Genomic DNA, 18321 nt, shown 5'->3' on the forward strand with positions numbered 1-18321 from the left:
TCTCTCCGATGCCGCGGTGCGGCGGATCTGCTGCGACGCGGAGTTGACCGCGATCCGCCTGGACGCCCACGGTGTCCCGTTGAGCATGGGCCGCACCCGCCGCATCGTCTCCCCGGCGCAGTGGTTGGCCCTGGTCGCCCGGGACTCCGGCTGCGTGTTCACCGGCTGCGATCGTCCCGCGCCGTGGTGCCAGGCCCATCACCGGATCCACTGGTCCGCCGGGGGCCCGACCGACCTGTCGAATCTCCTGCTGTTGTGCGACCGGCACCACGACGTCGTGCATCACCAGTCCTGGGACGCCGAATTCGCAGCGGACGGCCACCCCGAACTACGGCCCCCGGCGTGGGTGGACCCGATCCGAGCGCCCCGGCGGAACCATCACTGGCACCCGCCGCAACCCCGCACGGCCTGACGCTGCGTCAGGTCGCTTGTCTGGCGATGAACTCGGCCATGCCCGGAACGGTATAGGCGAGCGAGCCATGCTCGGGTGCGTAGACGATCCCCTTCGCGATGAGGTTCGCGCGCGCGGGGCCGATGCCGCTGCGGCTCTTGCCGAGGCGGGTGGCGATGTCGGCGGTGAGGCTGCTGCGACCGCCGTCGGCCGCCACGGCGCGCAGGAACCCCTGTTCGTTCGGCGTCGCCCGCTCCCAACGCACCCGGTAGAAGCCGGCGTCCAGCAGGGCTTGCCCCAGCCGGACGCCGTTGCGGGCGTCGTTCAGGCCGATCCGGTCCGGTCCTTCCGCTGCCTGCCAGGTGTCCCGGCCGAACTGTTGCAGGAAGTACGGGTAGCCGCCGCTGTGCGCGATCACGTGATCCACGGCCTCCGACTGCCAGGCGACGCCCTCGACGGAGGCAGGCTCGGTCAGCGCCCGCCGCGCGACATCCTCGGGCAGGTGCTCCACCGGGTGGTAGGCGAACAGCCGCTCTGCGTAGGACTTGGCCTCGGCCAGCAGTCGCGGGAGGCTGGGCAGCCCGGCCAGCGCGAACAGGCACGGCCAGCCCTGCTGCCCGACCTGGTGGGCGGTGGCGCACAGGGCGACCAACTCGTCACCGGAAAGGTCCTGTGCCTCGTCGATCAGGAGCGCGAGACCGCAACCGAGTTCGGCCGTGGCACCGGAGAGGTCCTGCACAAGCTTGGCCAGGTCGGTCTCCAGTGCGCCGGTGTCCGCGCCACCGCCGGAGGCCTCGTCCAGGTCCAACCCGAAGCTCCACGACCCGGCCGAATCCAGCACCGCACGGAAACTCGTCGCGGTGCGCAGCGCTTTCAGCACCCGGCGCCCGGCCGACGGCCGCGCCAGGTCGCTCAACGGTCCGTGCAGGGCAGTGGCCAGCACTTCGCGCAGCGGCTTGCCGGCACCGGCCTCGACCTGCGCCACCAACCAGTCGCGCCGCAGCGCCGCGGAGCTCAGACTCGACAGCAGCACCGTCTTGCCGACGCCCCGCAGGCCGTAGAGCGCCAACGGCTGCGCGCCGCGACCTGCCTCGAGTCGCTGCAGCGCGACCGAGAACGACTCCTGTGCGGCCTCCCGGCCGACCAGCGCGGGCGGGCGCAGGCCGGCGCCGGGGGAGTAGGGGTTCCGGACCGGGTCCACCAGCCAACTGTAGCTGTGTGTATGTCAGTGTAACGAGTTCTTACACACAGCTAGATCTTCCTACCTCGTCGGGAGTCGGGTACCGATGAACTCCAACTGCTCCGCGGTCTGGGTACGCCAGTAGCCGAAGCCGTGGCCGCCCCTGCCGAACGACGTGACCACCGCCGGCTGATGGGGGAGCGCGACGAACTTACGGACCCGGTCGTGGAACGGGTCCTGCTTGCCGCAGACGATCCGGACCGGGATCCCTGCCAGCTTCGCGACACCGGCGGGCACGTCGTTCGCCGCGAAGTCGGCCGCCGAGTCGAACGCGACCGGTGAGGCGTGGCGGTAGCTGTCGAACAACGCGGGCGCGAAGGCAGCCACCGCGGCGACACCGGCCGACCCGAGGCGCTCGGCCAGCAGCAGCGCGCCGTAGCCGCCCATCGACCAGCCGAGCAGACCGATGCGGTCGGTGTGCAGACCCCGTCGAGCGAGTGCGGGTAACAGCTCGGTCCGGATCATCGTCTGGACGCCGCGGCCGTCGGCGCGGTCGTGCCAGTACGAGGTCGGGCCGGCTTCCACGGTGACGATCGCGAAGGCGGGGACGCCGGATGCAACTACGGCGGCCTGAGCCTTCTGCAGGCCGACCTCGTCGGGAGACAACGCGGTCTGGTAGGTGTCGCCTCGCCCGTAGAGCGCCAGAACTATCGGCAGGTTGTCATTCGGCCTGGGCCAATAGGGGTAGCAGATCGCGACATCGACCAGGCCGTTTCTCATGTGGGACGAGGGGAACGATCCCGTGACCACCTTGCCGCGGGTCGGAACAGCCGCCTTCGGTCCGGGCACCGCGAGGGTCTGATCGACCTCGGGACTGGTGGGCCGATGCATCTTGTAGATCGCCCAGCCGCCTGGCCCGAGCCCCGCGACCTCGGCCGCCGCAGCGGCGCTGAGACCGAGGAACCCGCGGCGAGTCACCGACATCCGATCCTCCGGCCCAGGCAACGCAGGAAGCCCGTATCTGATGCTAAATCAGATACGGGCTTCCGGCAGCGCGAAGTCTTACGGCGCTGGATCGAACTACAGCGGCAGGCCCAGGATGTTCAGGCCGTCCGAGGAGTCGGTGGTGCCGGTCGGGTCAGTGCCGTTCGCCAACTCGTGGGCGTAGCTCAGCGCGGTCGCGATCGGGATCGCGAAGGAGTCCTGCGCGGGGCCGTCGTCGTTGCCGCGGGAGAACTCACCGGCGGTGTCCATGCCGACCACCTGGCCGGAGGTGTTCACCAGCGGGCCGCCGGAGTCGCCGGGCAGGATGCCGGTGGTCGACTCGATCATGCCGGTGACGCGCTCGGCGGAGCCGCCGCCCTCGTCGGTGGCGGTGATCGACTTGTTCAGGCCGGTCACCGTGCCGATCGCGTAGCTCGGCGTGCCACCCTTGCCCAGGCCGTTGCCGACGCCGGTGACGGTGTCGCCGACGGCGGCCGGGGTGCTGGAGATCGGGGCCACCGGCAGGCCGCTGGCGCCGACCAGTTGGAGCACCGCGACGTCGTGCGTCGGGTCGCGGCCGACCAGCTGGGCGGTGTAGGTCTTGCCGTTCGCGACGTCGGTGGCCTGGATGGCCTCGGCGCCGTCGACGACGTGATTGTTCGTCAGAATCAGGCCGTTCGAGCTGAGCACGATGCCGGTGCCGGCCCCGATGCCGTCGGACAACCGCGACACGACGTCGACGACGTCGGAGCTGACCTTCTTCTCCGCGGCCTGCCCGGCGGACTTCTCCGCGGCGGTGAGGTTGGCGGCGGTCGACGGGCTGGTGCTCGACGGGGCGGTGCCCGAACCGAAGGCGCCGCTGAGGCCGGAACTTGCCCCGCTGCCGCTCTGGCGCCGGCCCAGGAAGCCGCCCGGGTAGTAGACCCGGGTGCCGTTGGACCACGACGGCATCAGGCCGGAGCTCGACGAACCCGACGCGGTCAGGTTGCCGTTGCCGGCGTTGGCCGTCTGGGTGGCGATGAAAGCGACAACGCCGATTGCGGCAGCGGCTGCACCGACCGCCGCGCGGCGGCGGTAGACCGTCGCTCGGGCGGCCGGCCGGGCCGGGACGCCCATCTCGCCGAACGGCGCCGCGGTGAACGGGTTGGGCGCCGCGGCGCCGGCCTGCGCCGGCTGGTCGGCGGACCAGGGCTGTGCCGACTCAGCGGTCGGCGCACTCTCCGGCTGCTCGGCCGGCAGGGCCGTCCACCAGGAGGCAGACTCGGGCTGCTCCGGCTGCTGCATGTCCTCGTTCATGGCCAACCCCCGTTTTTCGCTTCCTCGAAAGGAAATCCCCCGCCGTTTCCGGCGCCTGAGGAGAATGGTGCGCTGCCGGACTTTCCGCTTCCTGACGTTCTCCTTTGAGTCTTCTGAGAGCGATCAGGCCGAGGGCATCTTGAACTTGTAGGTGATGTGCGCCTGTCGGGGGTCGCCCTGACCCTGGGTGCCGATGATCGTGGCCGGGTCCGGGGCCGGCAGCGGGACCACCGGCATGCCATTCAGCGCGCCGTTCATCATCTGCTGCCAGATCGGCGCAGCCACGCACGCACCGCAGACCTGGGAGTAGAACTTGCCGCCGATGGTGATGTTGGCCATCTTGTAGCCGTAGTTGTCCGGGTCGCCGACCCAGATCGAGGTCGCCATCTGCGGGGTGAAGCCCGTGAACCACACGGCGACCGCGCCGTTGGTGGTACCGGTCTTGCCGGCCGCGGGCCGGTTGTTGTCGAGGTTGGCGTTCGCGCCGGTGCCGCCGGGCTCCATGACCGAGTGCAGCATGTCGGTCACCGTGTTCGCCACGGCCGGGGTGAACGCCTGGTGGCAGTCCGCCGACGGGACGGCCAGGGTCTTCCCGGCCGAGTTGGTGATGGCGTCGATCGCGATCGGGTTGCACTGCGTGCCCTGCGCGGCGAACGTCGCGTAGGAGTCGGCGATGTCCAGCGGCGAGACCTCGTTGAAGCCCAGCGTGAACGGCAGGTACTCCTGCAGTGGGGTCCCGTCGGCGCGGTGCTCGCCGGCGGCCTCGGCGGCCTGCACGGTCGAGCACAGGCCGACCTTGGCCTCGAGCTGGGCGAAGTAGGTGTTCACGGACTTGCGCAACGCCTCGCGCATCGTGATCACCGGACCGTAATCGGTGGCCACCTCGTCGTTGCCGGGGTGCCAGTTGCCGGTGGCCACCCGCTTGCCGTCGCAGTTGGTCGGCGCGGCGAACCCGCCGATCGAGTTCGGCGAATCGATCTTGTACTCGGTGCCGTAGCCCTCCTCCAGCGCGGCGGCGGCGGTGAACGCCTTGTTGGTCGAACCGTCCTGGAAGCCGTTGCTGCCGCCGTCGACGTGGTCGACCGCGTAGTCCACGGTGGTCTCGTTCTTGCCGGTGCCGTAGGCCCGGCTCTGCGCGATCGCGAGCACCCGCCCGGTCCCGGGCTGCACGGTCGCCAGCGCGGCCTGAGCCTGGTCGGTGGGGTTGGTCGCGGTCGCCAGTGCGGCATCCGCCGACTGCTGGGCTTGTGGGTCCAGCGTGGTCTTGATGGTCAGGCCGCCTTCGTAGAGCAGGTTCTCGCGGTCCTGCTCGGTGGCCCCGAAGGTGGGGTCGTTCTCGATCACATGCACGACGTAGTCGCAGAAGAACGCGTATTGCGAGGTGTCGCAACCGCTGTGCGCGGCCTCCACCCGCAGCCCCAACGGCTGCGCCTGGGCCTGCTGCATCTGCGCGGTGGTGATGTCGCCCACGTCGCGCATCCGGGTCAACACCTCGTTGCGGCGGGTCAGCGCGGGCCCCGGGTTCAGCACCGGGTTGTACTCCGTCGGGTCCTGCACGATGCCGGCCAGCAGGGCGGCCTCAGGCAGCGTCAGATTCGCCGACTCCGTGGAGAAGTAGTGCCGGGCAGCGGCCTCGACGCCGTAGGCGTTGTCGCCGTAGAACGCGATGTTCAGGTAGGCGTCGAGGATCTGATCCTTCGTCATCTCCTTCTGGACCTCGCCGGCGTACCGCAGCTCCTGCATCTTGCGCGTGAGCGTGTCGGCCTGCGCCGCGGCGATCTTGTCCGGGTCGCCGTTCGCGGCCTGGATGAGCACGTTCTTCACGTACTGCTGGGTCAGGTCCGAACCGCCCTGCTGGTGCCCGGAACCCGAGTTACGCAGCAGCGCGCGCAGCGTGCCCTCGAAGTCGATCGCACCGTGCTGGTAGAAGCGGTAGTCCTCGATCGCCAGCTGCGCCTGCTGCATCAACGGCGCGATGGACGTCAGCGGCTCGTTGATGCGGTCGGCGTCGTAGAACGTGGCGATCTGCGTGCCGTCCGAGGCCAGGATCACCGAGGCCGAGGCCGGGGTGAGCGTGGGCAATTGGTCCGGCAGGTTGTTGAACGACGCCGCGGCCTTCTTCGTCTCGATGGCGGCGACACCCACCACCGGCATGACGACCCCGGCCAGCATCGCACCGGAAAGTGCTGCGACACCGAACAGATTTCCGTACTTCGCCGTGCGGGTCGCGCCCGGGCGCGAGGCCCCGCCGCTACCCAGACGCTTTGCGGTTCTGGCTGCCAGGCGGTTGGCTCGCCGCGGCGCAATTCTCATACGGGTCCCTCCCCAAGGAACACAGACAAAGATGCTGCGAGCGGCTGTCGCCGCGTTGGGTTGGGGCCATGAGTTTGCTGTGGCCACGCCGTCAACTTGCGCGGCGCTTGCTCCGCTCCGGGTGATGTCCGGATTGCGCACTCACCGTGTGCACCCGCTGCTGCCCGGACGGGTCCGGCCGCGGCGCCGGCTCGATCTGGGCGTCGGTGGTGGCGGTCGCCCGCCGGACGTTGCGGCCGTCGGTGACGGTGACGGTGATCCGGTACATCCCGGACCGGGCGTAGTAATGGGTCGCCGAGATCGCGTACCGCTCCGGGGCGATCAACGTCATCCGGGCGGAGCCGATCGTCCCGTCGCCCCAGGTGACCGAGGCGAGCTGGCCGACCCCGGTCCCGGCCTCGTAGAGGACGGCACCCAAGGAGGTTGCGCCACCTGCCGTCCCGCGCACCGGGGCGACGCTGACCACCGGCATGCTCGCCGCGGCCGTCCGGACCGTCGACGGCGCGGGCATGTCGACCCGCAGGACGTGGTCCACGTCCGGCTCGGTGAACCAGATCGCGCCGTCCGGTCCGGTGGTGATGCCCAACGGGTGGCCGCCGGCGACCACGCCTTGCGTGTACTCGGTGACCGCGCCGTCGGGCTCGATGCGGCCGATCTTCTCGGTGTCCGGTTCGGTGAACCACACGTTCCCGTCGGTGCCCGCCGCGATGCCGAAGTCGTGGCCGCCCGGGGTGATGCCGGCGGAGAACTCGCTCACCGAGCCGTCCGGGGTGATCCGACCGATCCGGTCGCCGTTGAACTCGGTGAACCACAGGTTGCCGTCGAGGCCCTGGGTGATCCGGTCCGGCATGCCGCCCGCGGTGATCCGCTCTCCGAACTCGGTGACGAGGCCCTGGGGGGTGATGCGGCCGATGCGGTCCAGGTTGGACTCGGTGAACCACACGTCGCCGTCCGGCCCGACGGCGATCCCGATCGGCTGCGCTCCCGTGGTGATGCCGCTGACGTACTCGGTGACGATCCCGTCGGTGCTGATCCGCGCCACGTGGTCGGCGTCGGGCTCGGTGAACCAGATCGCGCCGTCCGGTGCCGCGGTGATGCCGGTCGGGTGAGCGCCGGAGGTGATTCCCTCGCCGAACTCCCGGACCGTGCCGTCCGCGGTGATCCGGCCGACCTTGTCGACGTCGGGTTCGGTGAACCAGACGTTCCCGTCCGGCCCGGCAGTGATCCCGACCGGGCGACCGGACACGGCGAACTCGCGCACCCCGCCCGCGGGCGCGACCCGACCGATGCGGTCGGCGCCGAACTCGGTGAACCACAGGTTGCCGTCCGGACCGGTGGTGATCTCCAGCGGCTTGCTGCCCGGCGTGATCCCGGAGTCGGTCGTGCGATTGGGCGGCCGGGCGGTCGCGGCGTGGCCGGCCGCCACCGGACCGGTCAGCACGAGGGCAGCGCTCAGCAGCGCGACGAGGGGGCGCACGGCCCACGCGCGGGCGCGGCGGGATGGGCGGCCGACGCCGAACATGCCGATCCCCCTCCCCGCCGAGCCCCGGAACGGACATACGCGTCGCAAACGGGACGTAGGCAGCACCAGACAACTACGCGGGGCGGCGACATGCCGGGCCACGCACCCGGACGGGTGAACGCCGGCGCTGGGTCCGTCAGGTCAGGCCGAACATCTCCCCGGCCGTCACCGGGGTCAGGCCCTTCTGGCGCAGGTGGTCGAGGATCTGGGGAAGTGCGGCCAACGTGCCGGCGTGCCCGAGGTGCAGGCTGATCACCGATCCGTGCTGGACCTTGTCGACGGCCGCCACGATGTGCGCCGCGCCCGGGTCGGTCCAGTCGGTGGTCTCCACGTCGTAGGACAGGCAGTGGGCGTAACCGGCGCGGCCGGCCTGCGTCAGCACCATGTTGCTCGCGTGCGGGCTGCCCGTGGTCCGGAACCAGGTACCGGGCGTGCCGGTGAGCTTGCGCAGCACCGTGGCGCACCGGGCAATCTCCTCGTAGGCCGCATCCGGGCTCAGCCGGGCCAGGTCGGCCGGGTGCGAGTACGTCTGATTCCCGAGCTCGTGCCCGCCGTGCAGGATTCGGTGCGCGATGAACGGGTGCGCCAGCAGCCACGTCCCGACGGCCAGCACGGTGACCCGGACGTGTGCCCGCTCGGCCTCGTGCAACATGTCGCGGGCGATGCGGGCGTCGCCGGAGCCCTGGAACGACAGCACAACATTTGCGCTGCCGCGATTGCCGTGCTCGACCTCGACTGCGGGGGTGTACCCGTTCCGCACCGCTGCAGGGGGGCGGTTGCGCGAGAGGTCGGTGACGCCCGCGTTGGGCGTGCTGACCGGCGTCTTCCCGGGCGCGGCGACCGGGGTCGGGATCGCCTTGAACACCTCGCTGCCGCACGCGCTCAGCAGACCGGTCACCAAACCGGCCTGCAGCACCCAACGGCGCGGTACGGCCACTTCTGGAAGTTAGCCCCGTTCGGCTAAGTGGACGGCAAGCTGACTCTATTCGGGTGGTATCACCCGGGTCGACGGACGACGGAGCCGCCTGTCGGCTTCCCGGCCGCAGGTGGACCAAACCTGGCGGATTGCCCGGTTGGTCCGGTTCGCGATTGCCGCTGACCAGCCCGGATGCGTCCATTCGGGCGATCTTCGTTGCACCGGCCCGGTGCAGCCGGGATCGTCTGGCCAGCGGCATCGTGGGGACAATGCCGTGCCGCGCAAGGAGGGGTCGGGTCGCCCGCGGGTGACCCGGTCGGCGCGGACACCCGGCGCGGTCGGGGCGCGGAACGGCGCCCCGACCCGTCGCGGGCCGAGCTGGAGGCCGGCCACGACTCGCCGGGGGTGCAGTGACGGGTGCGAACGTGAGGGGCAATTAGGATTACCGCACCCAACGGGTCGCGGTGTCGTTAAGCCACCGCGACGACCGGTTCGCAGTCGACTAGGTGGGACGCCCATGAGCGAGATCGTCACCTCGACCGAGTACCTGCAGGCACTCGTGCCCCGGGACGACCACCACACCTATCTCACTGTCGGCGGGCACCTGATGGATCCAGGTACCGACGAGGAGACCAACTACATCGTTCTCAGCGTGACCGATCAGGCCGACACGGACGAGAACGGTCGGTTCCTCGAACTTTACTCCTATCTGCTGCCCGACGAGGCCCGGCGGTTGGCCGCCATGCTCGCCGCGGCGGCTGATCGGTACGCCCCGGTCTCCTGACCGCGGTCGGTCCTCGACCGCGCTGTTCAAGCGTCGCCCGGCCCCGGGAACTCGGTGCCGGGCGTCGGCCGTTAACCGGGTCGTACTCATACGGTGACCCGCCGCGTCACCCTCGAGTCACACAGGCCGGGTTGCTCCGGCATACGCTGGTGGATGCAGGCCCGCGCGGCGCGGGCCGCGGAGGTGTCCAAGGACATGCGCAGCAGCAACCCTGTTCTCTCGCGGCCGGACGTATTCAGCCGCGGTGCTTACGGCTCGGCCCCCGGGACGGTCGATCCGGCCTCCCGCCCGATGACCATGAACGACGTCGTCGAGCGCACGGCCGCCCTGCTGATCGTCGCGGCCGGTACCGGCGCCGTCTCCTGGTCCGCGAACGTAGGACCAGGCCTGGCGCTGGCCGCCGTGCTGGTCGGCCTCGTCGTCGGCATCATCACCCAGATGCAGGCCCGGGTGAACCCCGTGCTGGCATTCGCCTACGCGGCGATCGAGGGTGTCTTCCTCGGCGCGATCTCGCGCTGGCAGGAACAACTCCACCCCGGCGTGGTCATCCAGGCCGTGGCGGGCACCGCGGTCACATTCGCGGTGATGCTCGCGCTCTACCGCAGCGGGGTCGTCCGGCTCTCCCCGAGGTTCACCAAGGTCCTGATCGGGGCCTCGCTGGGCTACCTGATCCTGATGCTCGGCAACCTGCTGCTGATGGGGTTCCACCAAGGCTTCAACCCGTGGCACGGCGGCCTGGGGCTGCTGACCGCTGGTGTGGGCGCGGTCATGGCAAGCCTCTACCTGACTCTGGACTTCGACATGGTCGAGCGCGGCATCCGCTCGGGTGCCCCGGAGTCCGAGGCCTGGCGAGCAGCGTTCGGGCTGACCGTGACGCTGATCTGGCTGTACATCGAACTGCTTCGACTGATCTCGATCCTGCGCGACTGACGCTGCGTCACTAGCAGCACCGCCAGTGGAAGACGAAGGCCCCCCGTCCGGATCGGATGGGGGGCCTTCGTCAGTGTTCGCGTCCGCTCAGAGGAACGAGCGGTGGGCGCGCCGCAGGTCGTGCTCGTGGACGATCGCGGTGGCGTGCCCGTGGGCGATGCCGTGCTCGTCGCGCAGCCAGTTCACTTTTTCGTCGAAACGAAGGAAGGCGGGGCCGTCCTCGATTTCTCGGAACCACTCGGGGAGCTCTTTGCCGGTCGCACGCGGAACTCGTGCGACCAGGTTCTGATGCGTCTCCTCGGAGTGGTGAAGTGACATTGGACCGCCTCTCGATGGCGAATGATTCAACTAAGGTGCCCGATACCGAGTGGTGACACAAGCCTTCGGGGACAAACACTCGGGCGGTATTAAGGCACCCCCTCCGCAGCGCGCCTGCCTGGGACGATTCGTCCCGATCGGGGGTCTCGACGAGGCCGGTGGGGAAGTGTTCGTGGACGACCTCCGGACGGCTCTGGATGCCTTGCTGGACAAGCTGTCCCGGCTTCCTGAGAGCAAGCTGACAGCGGGCCTGGACGCCGGGGCCGGACCGGCCCGCGACGGCCATGCACTGGCGCAGAAGTTGGCCGACGCGGCGGCCGGAATCGCGTCGTGGGCAGCCGCCGTGCCGCCCGCGGTGCAGCCGGTCCCGTGGGTCGGTCCGTTCGTGGTCGCCGATCAATTGGCCGTCACCGGTGCCGACCTGGTCGTGGCCGCCGACGGACTCGACGCCGAGCTGTCGGTCTGGTCCGGTGCGGTCCGGGGCGATCTCGGGTCGGTTCTTGCCGAATGCCTGGCGACCGTGCTGGCGCTGTCCGGGCGGCTGGGCGGCTGAGCAGTGAGGCGGTCGAGGAGTCAGGCGGTCGAGGAGTCAGGCGGCTGAGGACGCCGGGTCGCCGTCCGCGTGCGAATCGACCCGCGCCGGCGCAAGGGCGTCGGCGTCCGGAAGCTCGGAACGGCGGCGATGGCGCAGCAGCGCCCGCGCACCCCAGATCCCGCCGTGGTCGTGCGCGCCGTCCGGCGAGACCTCGGTGCCGGGACGTTCCACCGCGGTGGCCGCGGCGACCGCGACCGGCAGCACGCCCTCGTCGCGGGCCGGGTCGGGGTGCCGCTCCTCCTCGGGCCAGTAGCCCAACGCCGCGCAGACCGACGGGAGCACCGCCATCGCGGCGCTGGCGTAGCCGGCGGCCGACGGGTGGAACCGGTCGGGGCTGAACATCTCGTGCGGGGCGGAGGAGAACTCCGGGCCGATCAGGTCGCCCAACGACACCGTCCGGCCGCCGGCCTGCACGGCCACGATCGTCTGCGCCGCCGCCAACTGTCGGCTCCACCGCCGCGCCAGGTACCGCAGCGGCTGGGCGATCGGCTTGATCGTGCCCAAGTCCGGGCAGGTGCCCACGACAACCTCGCAACCGGCTGCTCGCAGGCGCCGCACGGCCGCGTCGAGTTCGGCCACCGCGGCGGTGATCGCGACCCGGTGGGTGACGTCGTTCGCGCCGACCATGATCATCGCGACGTCCGGCCGCTGCGCCAACGCCAGGGTCACCTGTCGGTCCAGGTCGGAGCTGCGGGCGCCGACCAGGGCCACGTTCACCAGTTCCACCGGGCGCTCGGAGACCGCCGCCAACCCGCAGGCGATCCGCGCACCCGGGGTCTCGTCGCCCTGTTCGACGCCCAGTCCGGCGGCGCTGGAGTCGCCGAGCACCGCGAACCGGATGGGCTCGCCCGGACAGAAGCCGTAGCTGGCCTCGTCGCTGGGGGGCAGTTCGGTCGGGTTGCCGACCCACCGGCGAGCGAGCTTGGCCTCGGTGAACAGCACCCCGGCGAACGTCCCGCCGACCACCGCGGCACCGCTGGTGAACAGGGCCATGCCCGCGGCAACGCGACGGGCCATCGCGGCGCGGGTCACCGTGCGCCGTCGTTGCGGCCCATCGACGCACCTCCCCGCGCAGCCGTAGCTACCCGCGGGCGTCGGCCGCGACGGGTGGCCCCGCGGTTGGATCGTCCGGACGACGACCCAGGATCATGAATGTAGCTCCGCCTCTACCCTGGCGGAGGCCGATCACAAAGGCTCGCCGAAACCTCGCCGAAACGGTGTGGGTACGCCGGCCGCGCCGCGACGATTTCCACCCGGGTTCTGGAGGCTTCGTTGGAGTACGTCGACTCGGTGCTGGACCTGATCGGCAACACGCCGCTGGTCCGGCTGCGCTCGGTGGCCGCGCACGTGGCGCCGACGGTGCTGGCGAAGGTTGAGTACTTCAACCCCGGCGGGTCGGTGAAGGATCGCATCGCCACCCGGATGGTCGACGCCGCCGAACTCAGCGGTGCACTGAAGCCCGGCGGCGTGATCGTCGAGCCGACCTCCGGCAACACCGGTGTCGGGTTGGCGCTGGTCGCCCAGCAGCGCGGGTACTCGTGCGTGTTCGTCGTGCCGGACAAGGTTTCCAACGACAAGATCAACACCCTGCGGGCCTACGGCGCCGAGGTCGTGGTCTGTCCGACGGCGGTCGCGCCCGAGGACCCGCGCTCGTACTACTCGGTGTCCGACCTGCTGGTCCGCGAACGGCCACTGGCGTGGAAGCCCGATCAGTACTCCAACCCGGACAACCCGCGGTCGCACTACGAGACCACCGGCCCGGAACTGTGGCGGCAGACCGCCGGGCGGATCACCCATTTCGTCTCGGGCATGGGCACCGGCGGCACGATCACCGGCGTGGGCCGCTACCTGAAGGAGGCCTCCGGCGGCGCGGTGCGCGTCGTCGGGGCGGACCCGGAGGGCTCGGTGTACTCCGGCGGCACCGGGCGGCCGTACCTGGTCGAGGGCGTCGGCGAGGACTTCTGGCCGAGCACGTACGACCGTGACATCGCCGACGAGGTCATCGCGGTCAGCGATGGCGATTCGTTCGCGATGACCCGACGGCTGGCCCGCGAGGAGGGCCTGCTGGTCGGCGGGTCGTGCGGGATGGCGGTCGCGGCGGCGCTGCAGGTCGCGGCGCGGGGGACCGCGGACGACGTGATCGTGGTGCTGCTGCCGGACTCCGGGCGCGGCTACCTGTCGAAGATCTTCAACGACGACTGGATGGCCGACTACGGCTTCATCACCGCCGACGCCGGGTCGGCGACCGTCGGGGAGGTGCTGGCCCGTAAGTCCGGCTCCACGCCGGAGTTCGTGCACATGCACCCCAACGAGACCGTGCGCGACGCCATCGACGTGCTGCGCGAGTACGGGGTCTCCCAGATGCCGGTGGTCCGGGCCGAGCCGCCGGTGATGGCGGCCGAGATCGTCGGGTCGATCGGCGAGCGCGACCTGCTCGACAAGCTCTTCGCGGGCACGGCGTTGCTGGCCGACCGGTTGGAGCAGCACCTGTCCCCGGCGCTGCCGATCATCGGCTCCGGCGAGCCGGTCTCGATCGCCCTGCACGAACTCGGCCACGCCGGCGCGCTGGTCGTCCTCGACGACGGCCGCCCGGTCGGCGTGATCACCCGGCAGGACCTGCTGGGCTACCTGGCTTCCTGACAGCGCACCTCGGTGATGGCGAAGTCGACCGGCACCTCGAGCTTGTCCGACCCGCAGCTGAACGGTCGGGCCGGCGGTCGCGGCACGGTCTGGACGAGCAGACGGTGCGTCGTGCCGGCCGCGCGCAGGTCGACCTGCGTCGGGTCGCCCGGCGTCCAGCCCAGGACCGTCACCTCGTCCAGCCCGGTGGCGCAGAGCTCTGCCCGCAGGTGCTGCTCGGCCGCCTGGACCGGGGCCGGCCAGCAGGTGCGGCCCCGGTAGTGGTCCAGGCTGACCCGGCCCTCGAGGTAGTCCTGGGCGATCCTGCGCCCGGTGTCCTCGGCGGCCCGGCCGTACATCAACCCGTGCGGGAAGCAGACCAGGTTCGCGGCGAAGCGGTGCCCGCCGACGTGGCTGGTCTCCCAGACGGCGGCGCCGAAGCGTTGTGCCAACGCAGTTGCCACCGGCCGTCCCGCGCGGGCGCAACAGGCGTCGCGGCTGCCGTGCGTGCAGACCGCGAGCACCGGCCCGTCGAGTTGTTCCAGATCCGGCTCGTGCCCGGCGGCCAACCCGGCCAGGTCGAGGTCGAGCAGCTGCGCGGGTTCGCCGATGCGGGTGGTGCGCTGCCATGGGCGCTGCGGCCCGGTGTGGATCAGCAGCACCTGGGTCGGCCCGCGACGGGTCAGGTGGCGCTCGGCAGGCACTCGCCGGATCAGGCCGATGCGTACCCCGGTGGCGTCGAGTCGGGCCTGTAGCTGCGCCTGGACCTCGTCCGGCCACGGGATGCCCTGCGGGGCCTTGGGCGTCCACGCGGTGGAGTGCTCGACCAGCAGCCAGGCCGGCGCGTGCGGTGCCGTCCCGGTCATCGGCTCCAGGTGGCTGTGGCTGATCTGCCGACAGGTCTGCTCGTCGGTCGCCACGGCACGATCCTGCCGGCCGGGAGCTTGCCGGGGTCGGGGCCGCGCGGTTCAGTAGGTGAAGACGCTCTGGACCTGGAAGCTCGCCGTCGCCAGCTCGCGGACGAGGGTGTCGTTGACGATCTCCAGTACCCGCAGCTGGGCGCTCTGCCCGGGGCGCAGGTTTGCCGCGGTGCCGGTGTCGGCGGTGATCTTCTGGCCGGTCTTGTCCAGCGCCACGACCGTGACGTCGAACGAGTGGGTGAGCGGGCCGGTGTTGGTCACCGTCACCGGCAGCGAGGTCTGGGTGACGCCGCTGTAGTCGGTGGTCGTCGACAGCTGGCCGATCTCCACCTTCAGGGTGTGGTTGTCCGGGGTGCGCGGCAGGGCGGCTGCGCCGGGGTTGGCCGATCCGGCGGGCGCGGCCTGCGTCACCGGCGCGGCCGGATCGGCGGCGACCGGCGCGGGGCCGCTGGGGTGCGCCGATCCGCTGCCGGTCACTCCACGCGAGTACGCGGCGGCCCCGACGCCGAGGACGGCGCCGAGCGCCAGTAGGAACGGGAGGACCATGCCGGTTCGGCGCCGGCGTCGCGGGGGAAGCGGCTGCGCGGGACGCGAAGCGGGCGTCATTGGACGGGTCGTCCCTTTCTGCTGGCGGGCAGCGGCCCCCGGGACGCGTGGCGTTCCGAGGGCGCAAAGTCGTTCAAGTGCCTCAGGATGCCCGTTCGGATGGGAAAGGTTCGCCCAAAGCCGAGTAGATTTCGGTCGAGAAAGTCAGGTTTGCGATCTTTTGTCCTGACTTGGGTTCAGGCTGTGACCTCGGCCCGTCGAACCTCGACCGGCAGGTGGGCATATCCGCGCAGGATTCGGGCCGGGCGGCGAGTGCCCGGACCGGCCGGACGCAGGTCGGCGAAGCGGTCGAACAGCATCCGGAAGCCCACCTCGCCCTCCATCCGCGACAGCGCGGCACCCAGGCAGTAGTGCGACCCGCCGCCGAACGAGACGTGCTCGCGCGCGTTCGCCCGGGTCACGTCGAAGCGCTCGGGGTCGTCGAAGACGGCCGGGTCGCGGTTCGCGCCGGCCAGCACCAGCGCGATGAACTTGCCCCGGGGCACAGGCACGCCGGCGATCTCCACGTCGCGGATCGTGTGGCGCACCGTGTTCTGCGCCGGGGAGTCGTAGCGCAGGATCTCGTCGATCGCGTTGCGCCAACCGCTCGGCTCCGCGCGGAGCCGGGCCAGTTGGTCCGGGTGCGCGAACAGCAGCGCCGAACCGTTGCCGAGCAGGTTCACCGTGGTCTCGAACCCGGCCGCCAGCACCAGTCCGGCGATCGAGACCAGGTCGACGTCGGACAGCGGGTCCGACTCGGCGGCCGCGGTGGTGATCATCCGGCTGAGCAGATCGTCGCCGGGCGTGACCCGCAACCGGGCGAAGTGCTCCCGGAACCAGGCGTTCATCTCGCCCATGGCCCACTCGGCGTGCCGCATGGTCCGGTAGTCGCGGCCGAAGTCCAGCGACGCGGCCAGGGCGTGCCCCCAGCGCAGGAACTGCGGCTGCATCGCCGTGGGCACGCCGAGGATCTCGGCGATCACCCGGACCGGCAGAACCTCGGCGTAGTCGGTGATCAGGTCCGCGCGGCCGGACTTCGCAATGCCGTCGAGCAGTTCGTCGGCGATCTCGACGACCCGGTCGTTCAGGTCGGCGACGGCTCGGGGGGTGAACGCCCGGCTGACCGCCTTGCGGTGCCGGTCGTGGCCGGGGCCGTCGCTGACGAGCATGGAGGGGGGGTCGATCGGGCTGAGCAGGTCGGGCTCGAGGGACCAGGTCAGCACGGCCCGCATCGGGCGCGGGGCGACGTCGATGGGGAATCCACTGTGCAGGTCCGGCGAGCGCAGCAGTTCGCTGACCAGGTCGTGGCGCGCGGTGGCGCAGGCGAACCGGCCGGGCACCAGCGGTGCCTGCTCCCGGATCCGCGCGTAGAACGGGTACGGGTCCTCGCGCAGCGTCGGGTCCAGGACCAGGCGGGCGTAGACCTCGCCGCGGCGCAGCCCGACGCCCAGGGCGAACTTGCCGATCGCGTGGCGGGTCACCCAGCGGGTCAAGCCCTTGGGGTGCACCCGGGCGAGGGGCTTGGCGGCGGCTGGGCTGGTGCTGGGCATCGGGACCTCCGGGCGGTGCGGGTCAGGTGCGGGCGGGGGCGGGTGCGTCGAGCCGGACGGGCAGCGAGGCGTAGCCGCGCAGGATGCGGGTGGGCCGGCGCACCGGGGTGCCGGCGCAGCGCAGTCCGCCGAAGCGCTCGAACAGCAGTCGCAGCCCGATCTCGCCCTCCAGGCGGGCCAGCGCGGCGCCCAGGCAGTAGTGCGACCCGGCCGAGAACGCCAGGTGCTCCTTGGCGTTGGCGCGGGTGACGTCGAAGCGGTCGGGGTCGGCGAACACCGCGGGGTCGCGGTTGGCCCCGGCCAGGCACAGCAGCACGAACTGGTTGCGCTGCACGGCCCAGCCGCGCAGCACGGTGTCGCGGGCGGCGTGCCGGCCGGTGTTCTGGACGGGGGAGTCGAACCGCAGGACCTCCTCGACCGCGTTGGCCCACCGGTTCGGCTCGGCGCGCAGCAGTTCGAGCTGCTCCGGGTGTTCGAGCAGCTGCACGGTGGCGTTGCCGATCAGGTTCACGGTGGTCTCGAAGCCGGCCGCGAGCACCAGCCCGGCCAGCGAAGTCAGCTCGGTGTCGTCCAGCTCGGGGCCGTGCTCCGCGCGGTTGCCCGACCGGGTCAGCTCGGTGTCGTCCGGCTCAGGGCGCGCAAATTCGGCCCGGGCGGCCAGGATCACCCGGCTGAGCAGGTCGTCGCCGGGCTCGCGGCGTAACGTCTCGAAGTGCCCGAGCAGCCAGGTGTTCAGCTCCCGCAGCGCGGTCTCGTAGCCGCGGAACGTGCGGTACTTGATGTCCAGGTCGAGGCTGGGCGCGAGTGCCTGGCCCCAGCGCAGGAACGTGTCCTGCATGGCTGCTGGGACGCCGAGCACCCCGGCGATCACCTGCACCGGCAACCGGGCGGCGTAGGCGGAGATCAGATCGACCGGGCCGGCGGAGTCGATGCGGTCGAGCAGGTCGGCGGCGATCCGTTCGACGTCGCCGCCCAGCGCGTCGACCGCCCGGGCGGTGAACGCCTTGCTGACCAGCCGCCGGTAGCGCAGGTGCTCCGGACCGTCGACGACAAGCAACGAGGGCGGGGTGACCGGGCCGAGCACGGCCGGGTCGCGGGCCCACGCGATCACGCGGCCGAGCCCGCCGGGCAGCGTCTCCGGGAACCCGGAGCGGTAGGTATCGGTGCGCAGCACCTCGGAGATCACGCCGTGGTCGGCGCTGATCAGCCCGAACCGGCTCGGCGTCACCGGGCCCCGGGCCCGGATCTCGGCGTAGATCGGGTACGGATCGGCCCGGACTGCCGGGTCGATGACCATCCGCGAGTGCAGGTCGCCCTTGCGGGCGCCGGCCCGCACCAGGGCGCCGGTCAGCCCGTAACGACCACCCCAACGAACGAATGACTTCACCTGGTCCACCGGAGCCATCGCACCTCCCGGA

Annotated in this window: 17 protein-coding genes; 5 read left to right on the forward strand and 12 right to left on the reverse strand. The window is 71.2% G+C overall.

The window, feature by feature from the left end:
- On the forward strand, positions 1-412 hold a 412-nt coding region (locus tag VHU88_19755; protein HEX3613933.1), incomplete at its 5' end, for an HNH endonuclease.
- 7 nt (positions 413-419) lie between these two features.
- Here VHU88_19755 and VHU88_19760 read toward each other — a convergent pair.
- The 6 genes from VHU88_19760 to VHU88_19785 all read right to left on the reverse strand — a co-directional run bounded on the left by VHU88_19760 (position 420) and on the right by VHU88_19785 (position 8623).
- The gene (locus tag VHU88_19760; protein ID HEX3613934.1) at positions 420-1592 is read right to left on the reverse strand and encodes an ATP-binding protein; all 1173 of its coding nucleotides are present in this window, start codon (positions 1590-1592) and stop codon (positions 420-422) included.
- Positions 1593-1652: 60 nt separating this feature from the next.
- Positions 1653-2555 (reverse strand): alpha/beta hydrolase-fold protein, encoded by a 903-nt coding sequence (locus tag VHU88_19765; GenBank protein ID HEX3613935.1) that lies wholly within the window; start codon positions 2553-2555, stop codon positions 1653-1655.
- Positions 2556-2651: 96 nt separating this feature from the next.
- On the reverse strand, positions 2652-3851 hold the full coding sequence (locus VHU88_19770) for a S1C family serine protease (GenBank protein HEX3613936.1): 1200 nt from the start codon (positions 3849-3851) through the stop codon (positions 2652-2654).
- A 123-nt stretch (positions 3852-3974) separates the two neighbouring features.
- Complete coding sequence (locus tag VHU88_19775) at positions 3975-6164, reverse strand: transglycosylase domain-containing protein (protein ID HEX3613937.1); 2190 nt, start codon at positions 6162-6164, stop codon at positions 3975-3977.
- A 91-nt stretch (positions 6165-6255) separates the two neighbouring features.
- Positions 6256-7686: a hypothetical protein gene (locus VHU88_19780; GenBank protein ID HEX3613938.1), complete on the reverse strand. Its 1431-nt coding sequence runs from the start codon at positions 7684-7686 to the stop codon at positions 6256-6258.
- A 136-nt stretch (positions 7687-7822) separates the two neighbouring features.
- Positions 7823-8623: a polysaccharide deacetylase family protein gene (locus VHU88_19785; protein ID HEX3613939.1), complete on the reverse strand. Its 801-nt coding sequence runs from the start codon at positions 8621-8623 to the stop codon at positions 7823-7825.
- A 496-nt stretch (positions 8624-9119) separates the two neighbouring features.
- On the opposite strand from VHU88_19785, the gene VHU88_19790 reads away from it, so the two are divergent.
- Complete coding sequence (locus VHU88_19790) at positions 9120-9386, forward strand: hypothetical protein (GenBank protein ID HEX3613940.1); 267 nt, start codon at positions 9120-9122, stop codon at positions 9384-9386.
- A gap of 153 nt (positions 9387-9539) precedes the next feature.
- Positions 9540-10316 carry a Bax inhibitor-1/YccA family protein gene (locus VHU88_19795; protein ID HEX3613941.1) on the forward strand — a complete coding sequence of 259 codons (777 nt, stop codon included), beginning with the start codon at positions 9540-9542 and terminating at the stop codon, positions 10314-10316.
- An 87-nt stretch (positions 10317-10403) separates the two neighbouring features.
- Here the strand turns inward: VHU88_19795 and VHU88_19800 are convergent, their stop codons facing one another.
- Positions 10404-10634 carry a DUF4287 domain-containing protein gene (locus tag VHU88_19800; GenBank protein ID HEX3613942.1) on the reverse strand — a complete coding sequence of 77 codons (231 nt, stop codon included), beginning with the start codon at positions 10632-10634 and terminating at the stop codon, positions 10404-10406.
- 172 nt (positions 10635-10806) lie between these two features.
- Here VHU88_19800 and VHU88_19805 point away from each other — a divergent pair, with 172 nt between their 5' ends.
- Positions 10807-11187: a hypothetical protein gene (locus tag VHU88_19805; GenBank protein HEX3613943.1), complete on the forward strand. Its 381-nt coding sequence runs from the start codon at positions 10807-10809 to the stop codon at positions 11185-11187.
- A 36-nt stretch (positions 11188-11223) separates the two neighbouring features.
- On the opposite strand, the gene VHU88_19810 is transcribed toward VHU88_19805, so the two are convergent.
- A complete protein-coding gene (locus VHU88_19810; GenBank protein HEX3613944.1) occupies positions 11224-12246 on the reverse strand; it encodes an SGNH/GDSL hydrolase family protein in 1023 nt (340 codons plus the stop codon).
- Positions 12247-12501: 255 nt separating this feature from the next.
- On the opposite strand from VHU88_19810, the gene VHU88_19815 reads away from it, so the two are divergent.
- Positions 12502-13869, forward strand: a complete 1368-nt coding sequence (locus VHU88_19815; protein HEX3613945.1) for a cystathionine beta-synthase — start codon at positions 12502-12504, stop codon at positions 13867-13869.
- Here VHU88_19815 and VHU88_19820 read toward each other — a convergent pair.
- The 4 genes from VHU88_19820 to VHU88_19835 form a co-directional block, all read right to left on the reverse strand.
- Positions 13854-14768 (reverse strand): sucrase ferredoxin, encoded by a 915-nt coding sequence (locus VHU88_19820; protein HEX3613946.1) that lies wholly within the window; start codon positions 14766-14768, stop codon positions 13854-13856. The two genes, VHU88_19815 and VHU88_19820, sit on opposite strands and share 16 nt — an antisense overlap.
- 48 nt (positions 14769-14816) lie before the next feature.
- A complete protein-coding gene (locus tag VHU88_19825; GenBank protein HEX3613947.1) occupies positions 14817-15314 on the reverse strand; it encodes a hypothetical protein in 498 nt (165 codons plus the stop codon).
- Positions 15315-15550: 236 nt separating this feature from the next.
- Positions 15551-16903, reverse strand: a complete 1353-nt coding sequence (locus VHU88_19830; protein HEX3613948.1) for a cytochrome P450 — start codon at positions 16901-16903, stop codon at positions 15551-15553.
- A 22-nt stretch (positions 16904-16925) separates the two neighbouring features.
- Positions 16926-18308, reverse strand: coding sequence for a cytochrome P450 (locus tag VHU88_19835; GenBank protein HEX3613949.1), 1383 nt, complete (start codon positions 18306-18308; stop codon positions 16926-16928).
- Positions 18309-18321: the final 13 nt, after the last annotated feature.

The organism is Sporichthyaceae bacterium (assembly GCA_036269075.1).
Classification (GTDB): domain Bacteria; phylum Actinomycetota; class Actinomycetes; order Sporichthyales; family Sporichthyaceae; genus DASQPJ01.

Coding starts and splice junctions, on each gene's coding strand:
- VHU88_19765 (HEX3613935.1), bottom strand. CDS start 2,555: ATGTCGGTGACTCGCCGCGGGTTCCTCGGTCTCAGCGCCGCTGCGGCG.
- VHU88_19770 (HEX3613936.1), bottom strand. CDS start 3,851: ATGAACGAGGACATGCAGCAGCCGGAGCAGCCCGAGTCTGCCTCCTGG.
- VHU88_19775 (HEX3613937.1), bottom strand. CDS start 6,164: ATGAGAATTGCGCCGCGGCGAGCCAACCGCCTGGCAGCCAGAACCGCA.
- VHU88_19780 (HEX3613938.1), bottom strand. CDS start 7,686: ATGTTCGGCGTCGGCCGCCCATCCCGCCGCGCCCGCGCGTGGGCCGTG.
- VHU88_19790 (HEX3613940.1), top strand. CDS start 9,120: ATGAGCGAGATCGTCACCTCGACCGAGTACCTGCAGGCACTCGTGCCC.
- VHU88_19795 (HEX3613941.1), top strand. CDS start 9,540: ATGCAGGCCCGCGCGGCGCGGGCCGCGGAGGTGTCCAAGGACATGCGC.
- VHU88_19800 (HEX3613942.1), bottom strand. CDS start 10,634: ATGTCACTTCACCACTCCGAGGAGACGCATCAGAACCTGGTCGCACGA.
- VHU88_19810 (HEX3613944.1), bottom strand. CDS start 12,246: ATGGCCCGTCGCGTTGCCGCGGGCATGGCCCTGTTCACCAGCGGTGCC.
- VHU88_19825 (HEX3613947.1), bottom strand. CDS start 15,314: ATGGTCCTCCCGTTCCTACTGGCGCTCGGCGCCGTCCTCGGCGTCGGG.
- VHU88_19830 (HEX3613948.1), bottom strand. CDS start 16,903: ATGCCCAGCACCAGCCCAGCCGCCGCCAAGCCCCTCGCCCGGGTGCAC.
- VHU88_19835 (HEX3613949.1), bottom strand. CDS start 18,308: ATGGCTCCGGTGGACCAGGTGAAGTCATTCGTTCGTTGGGGTGGTCGT.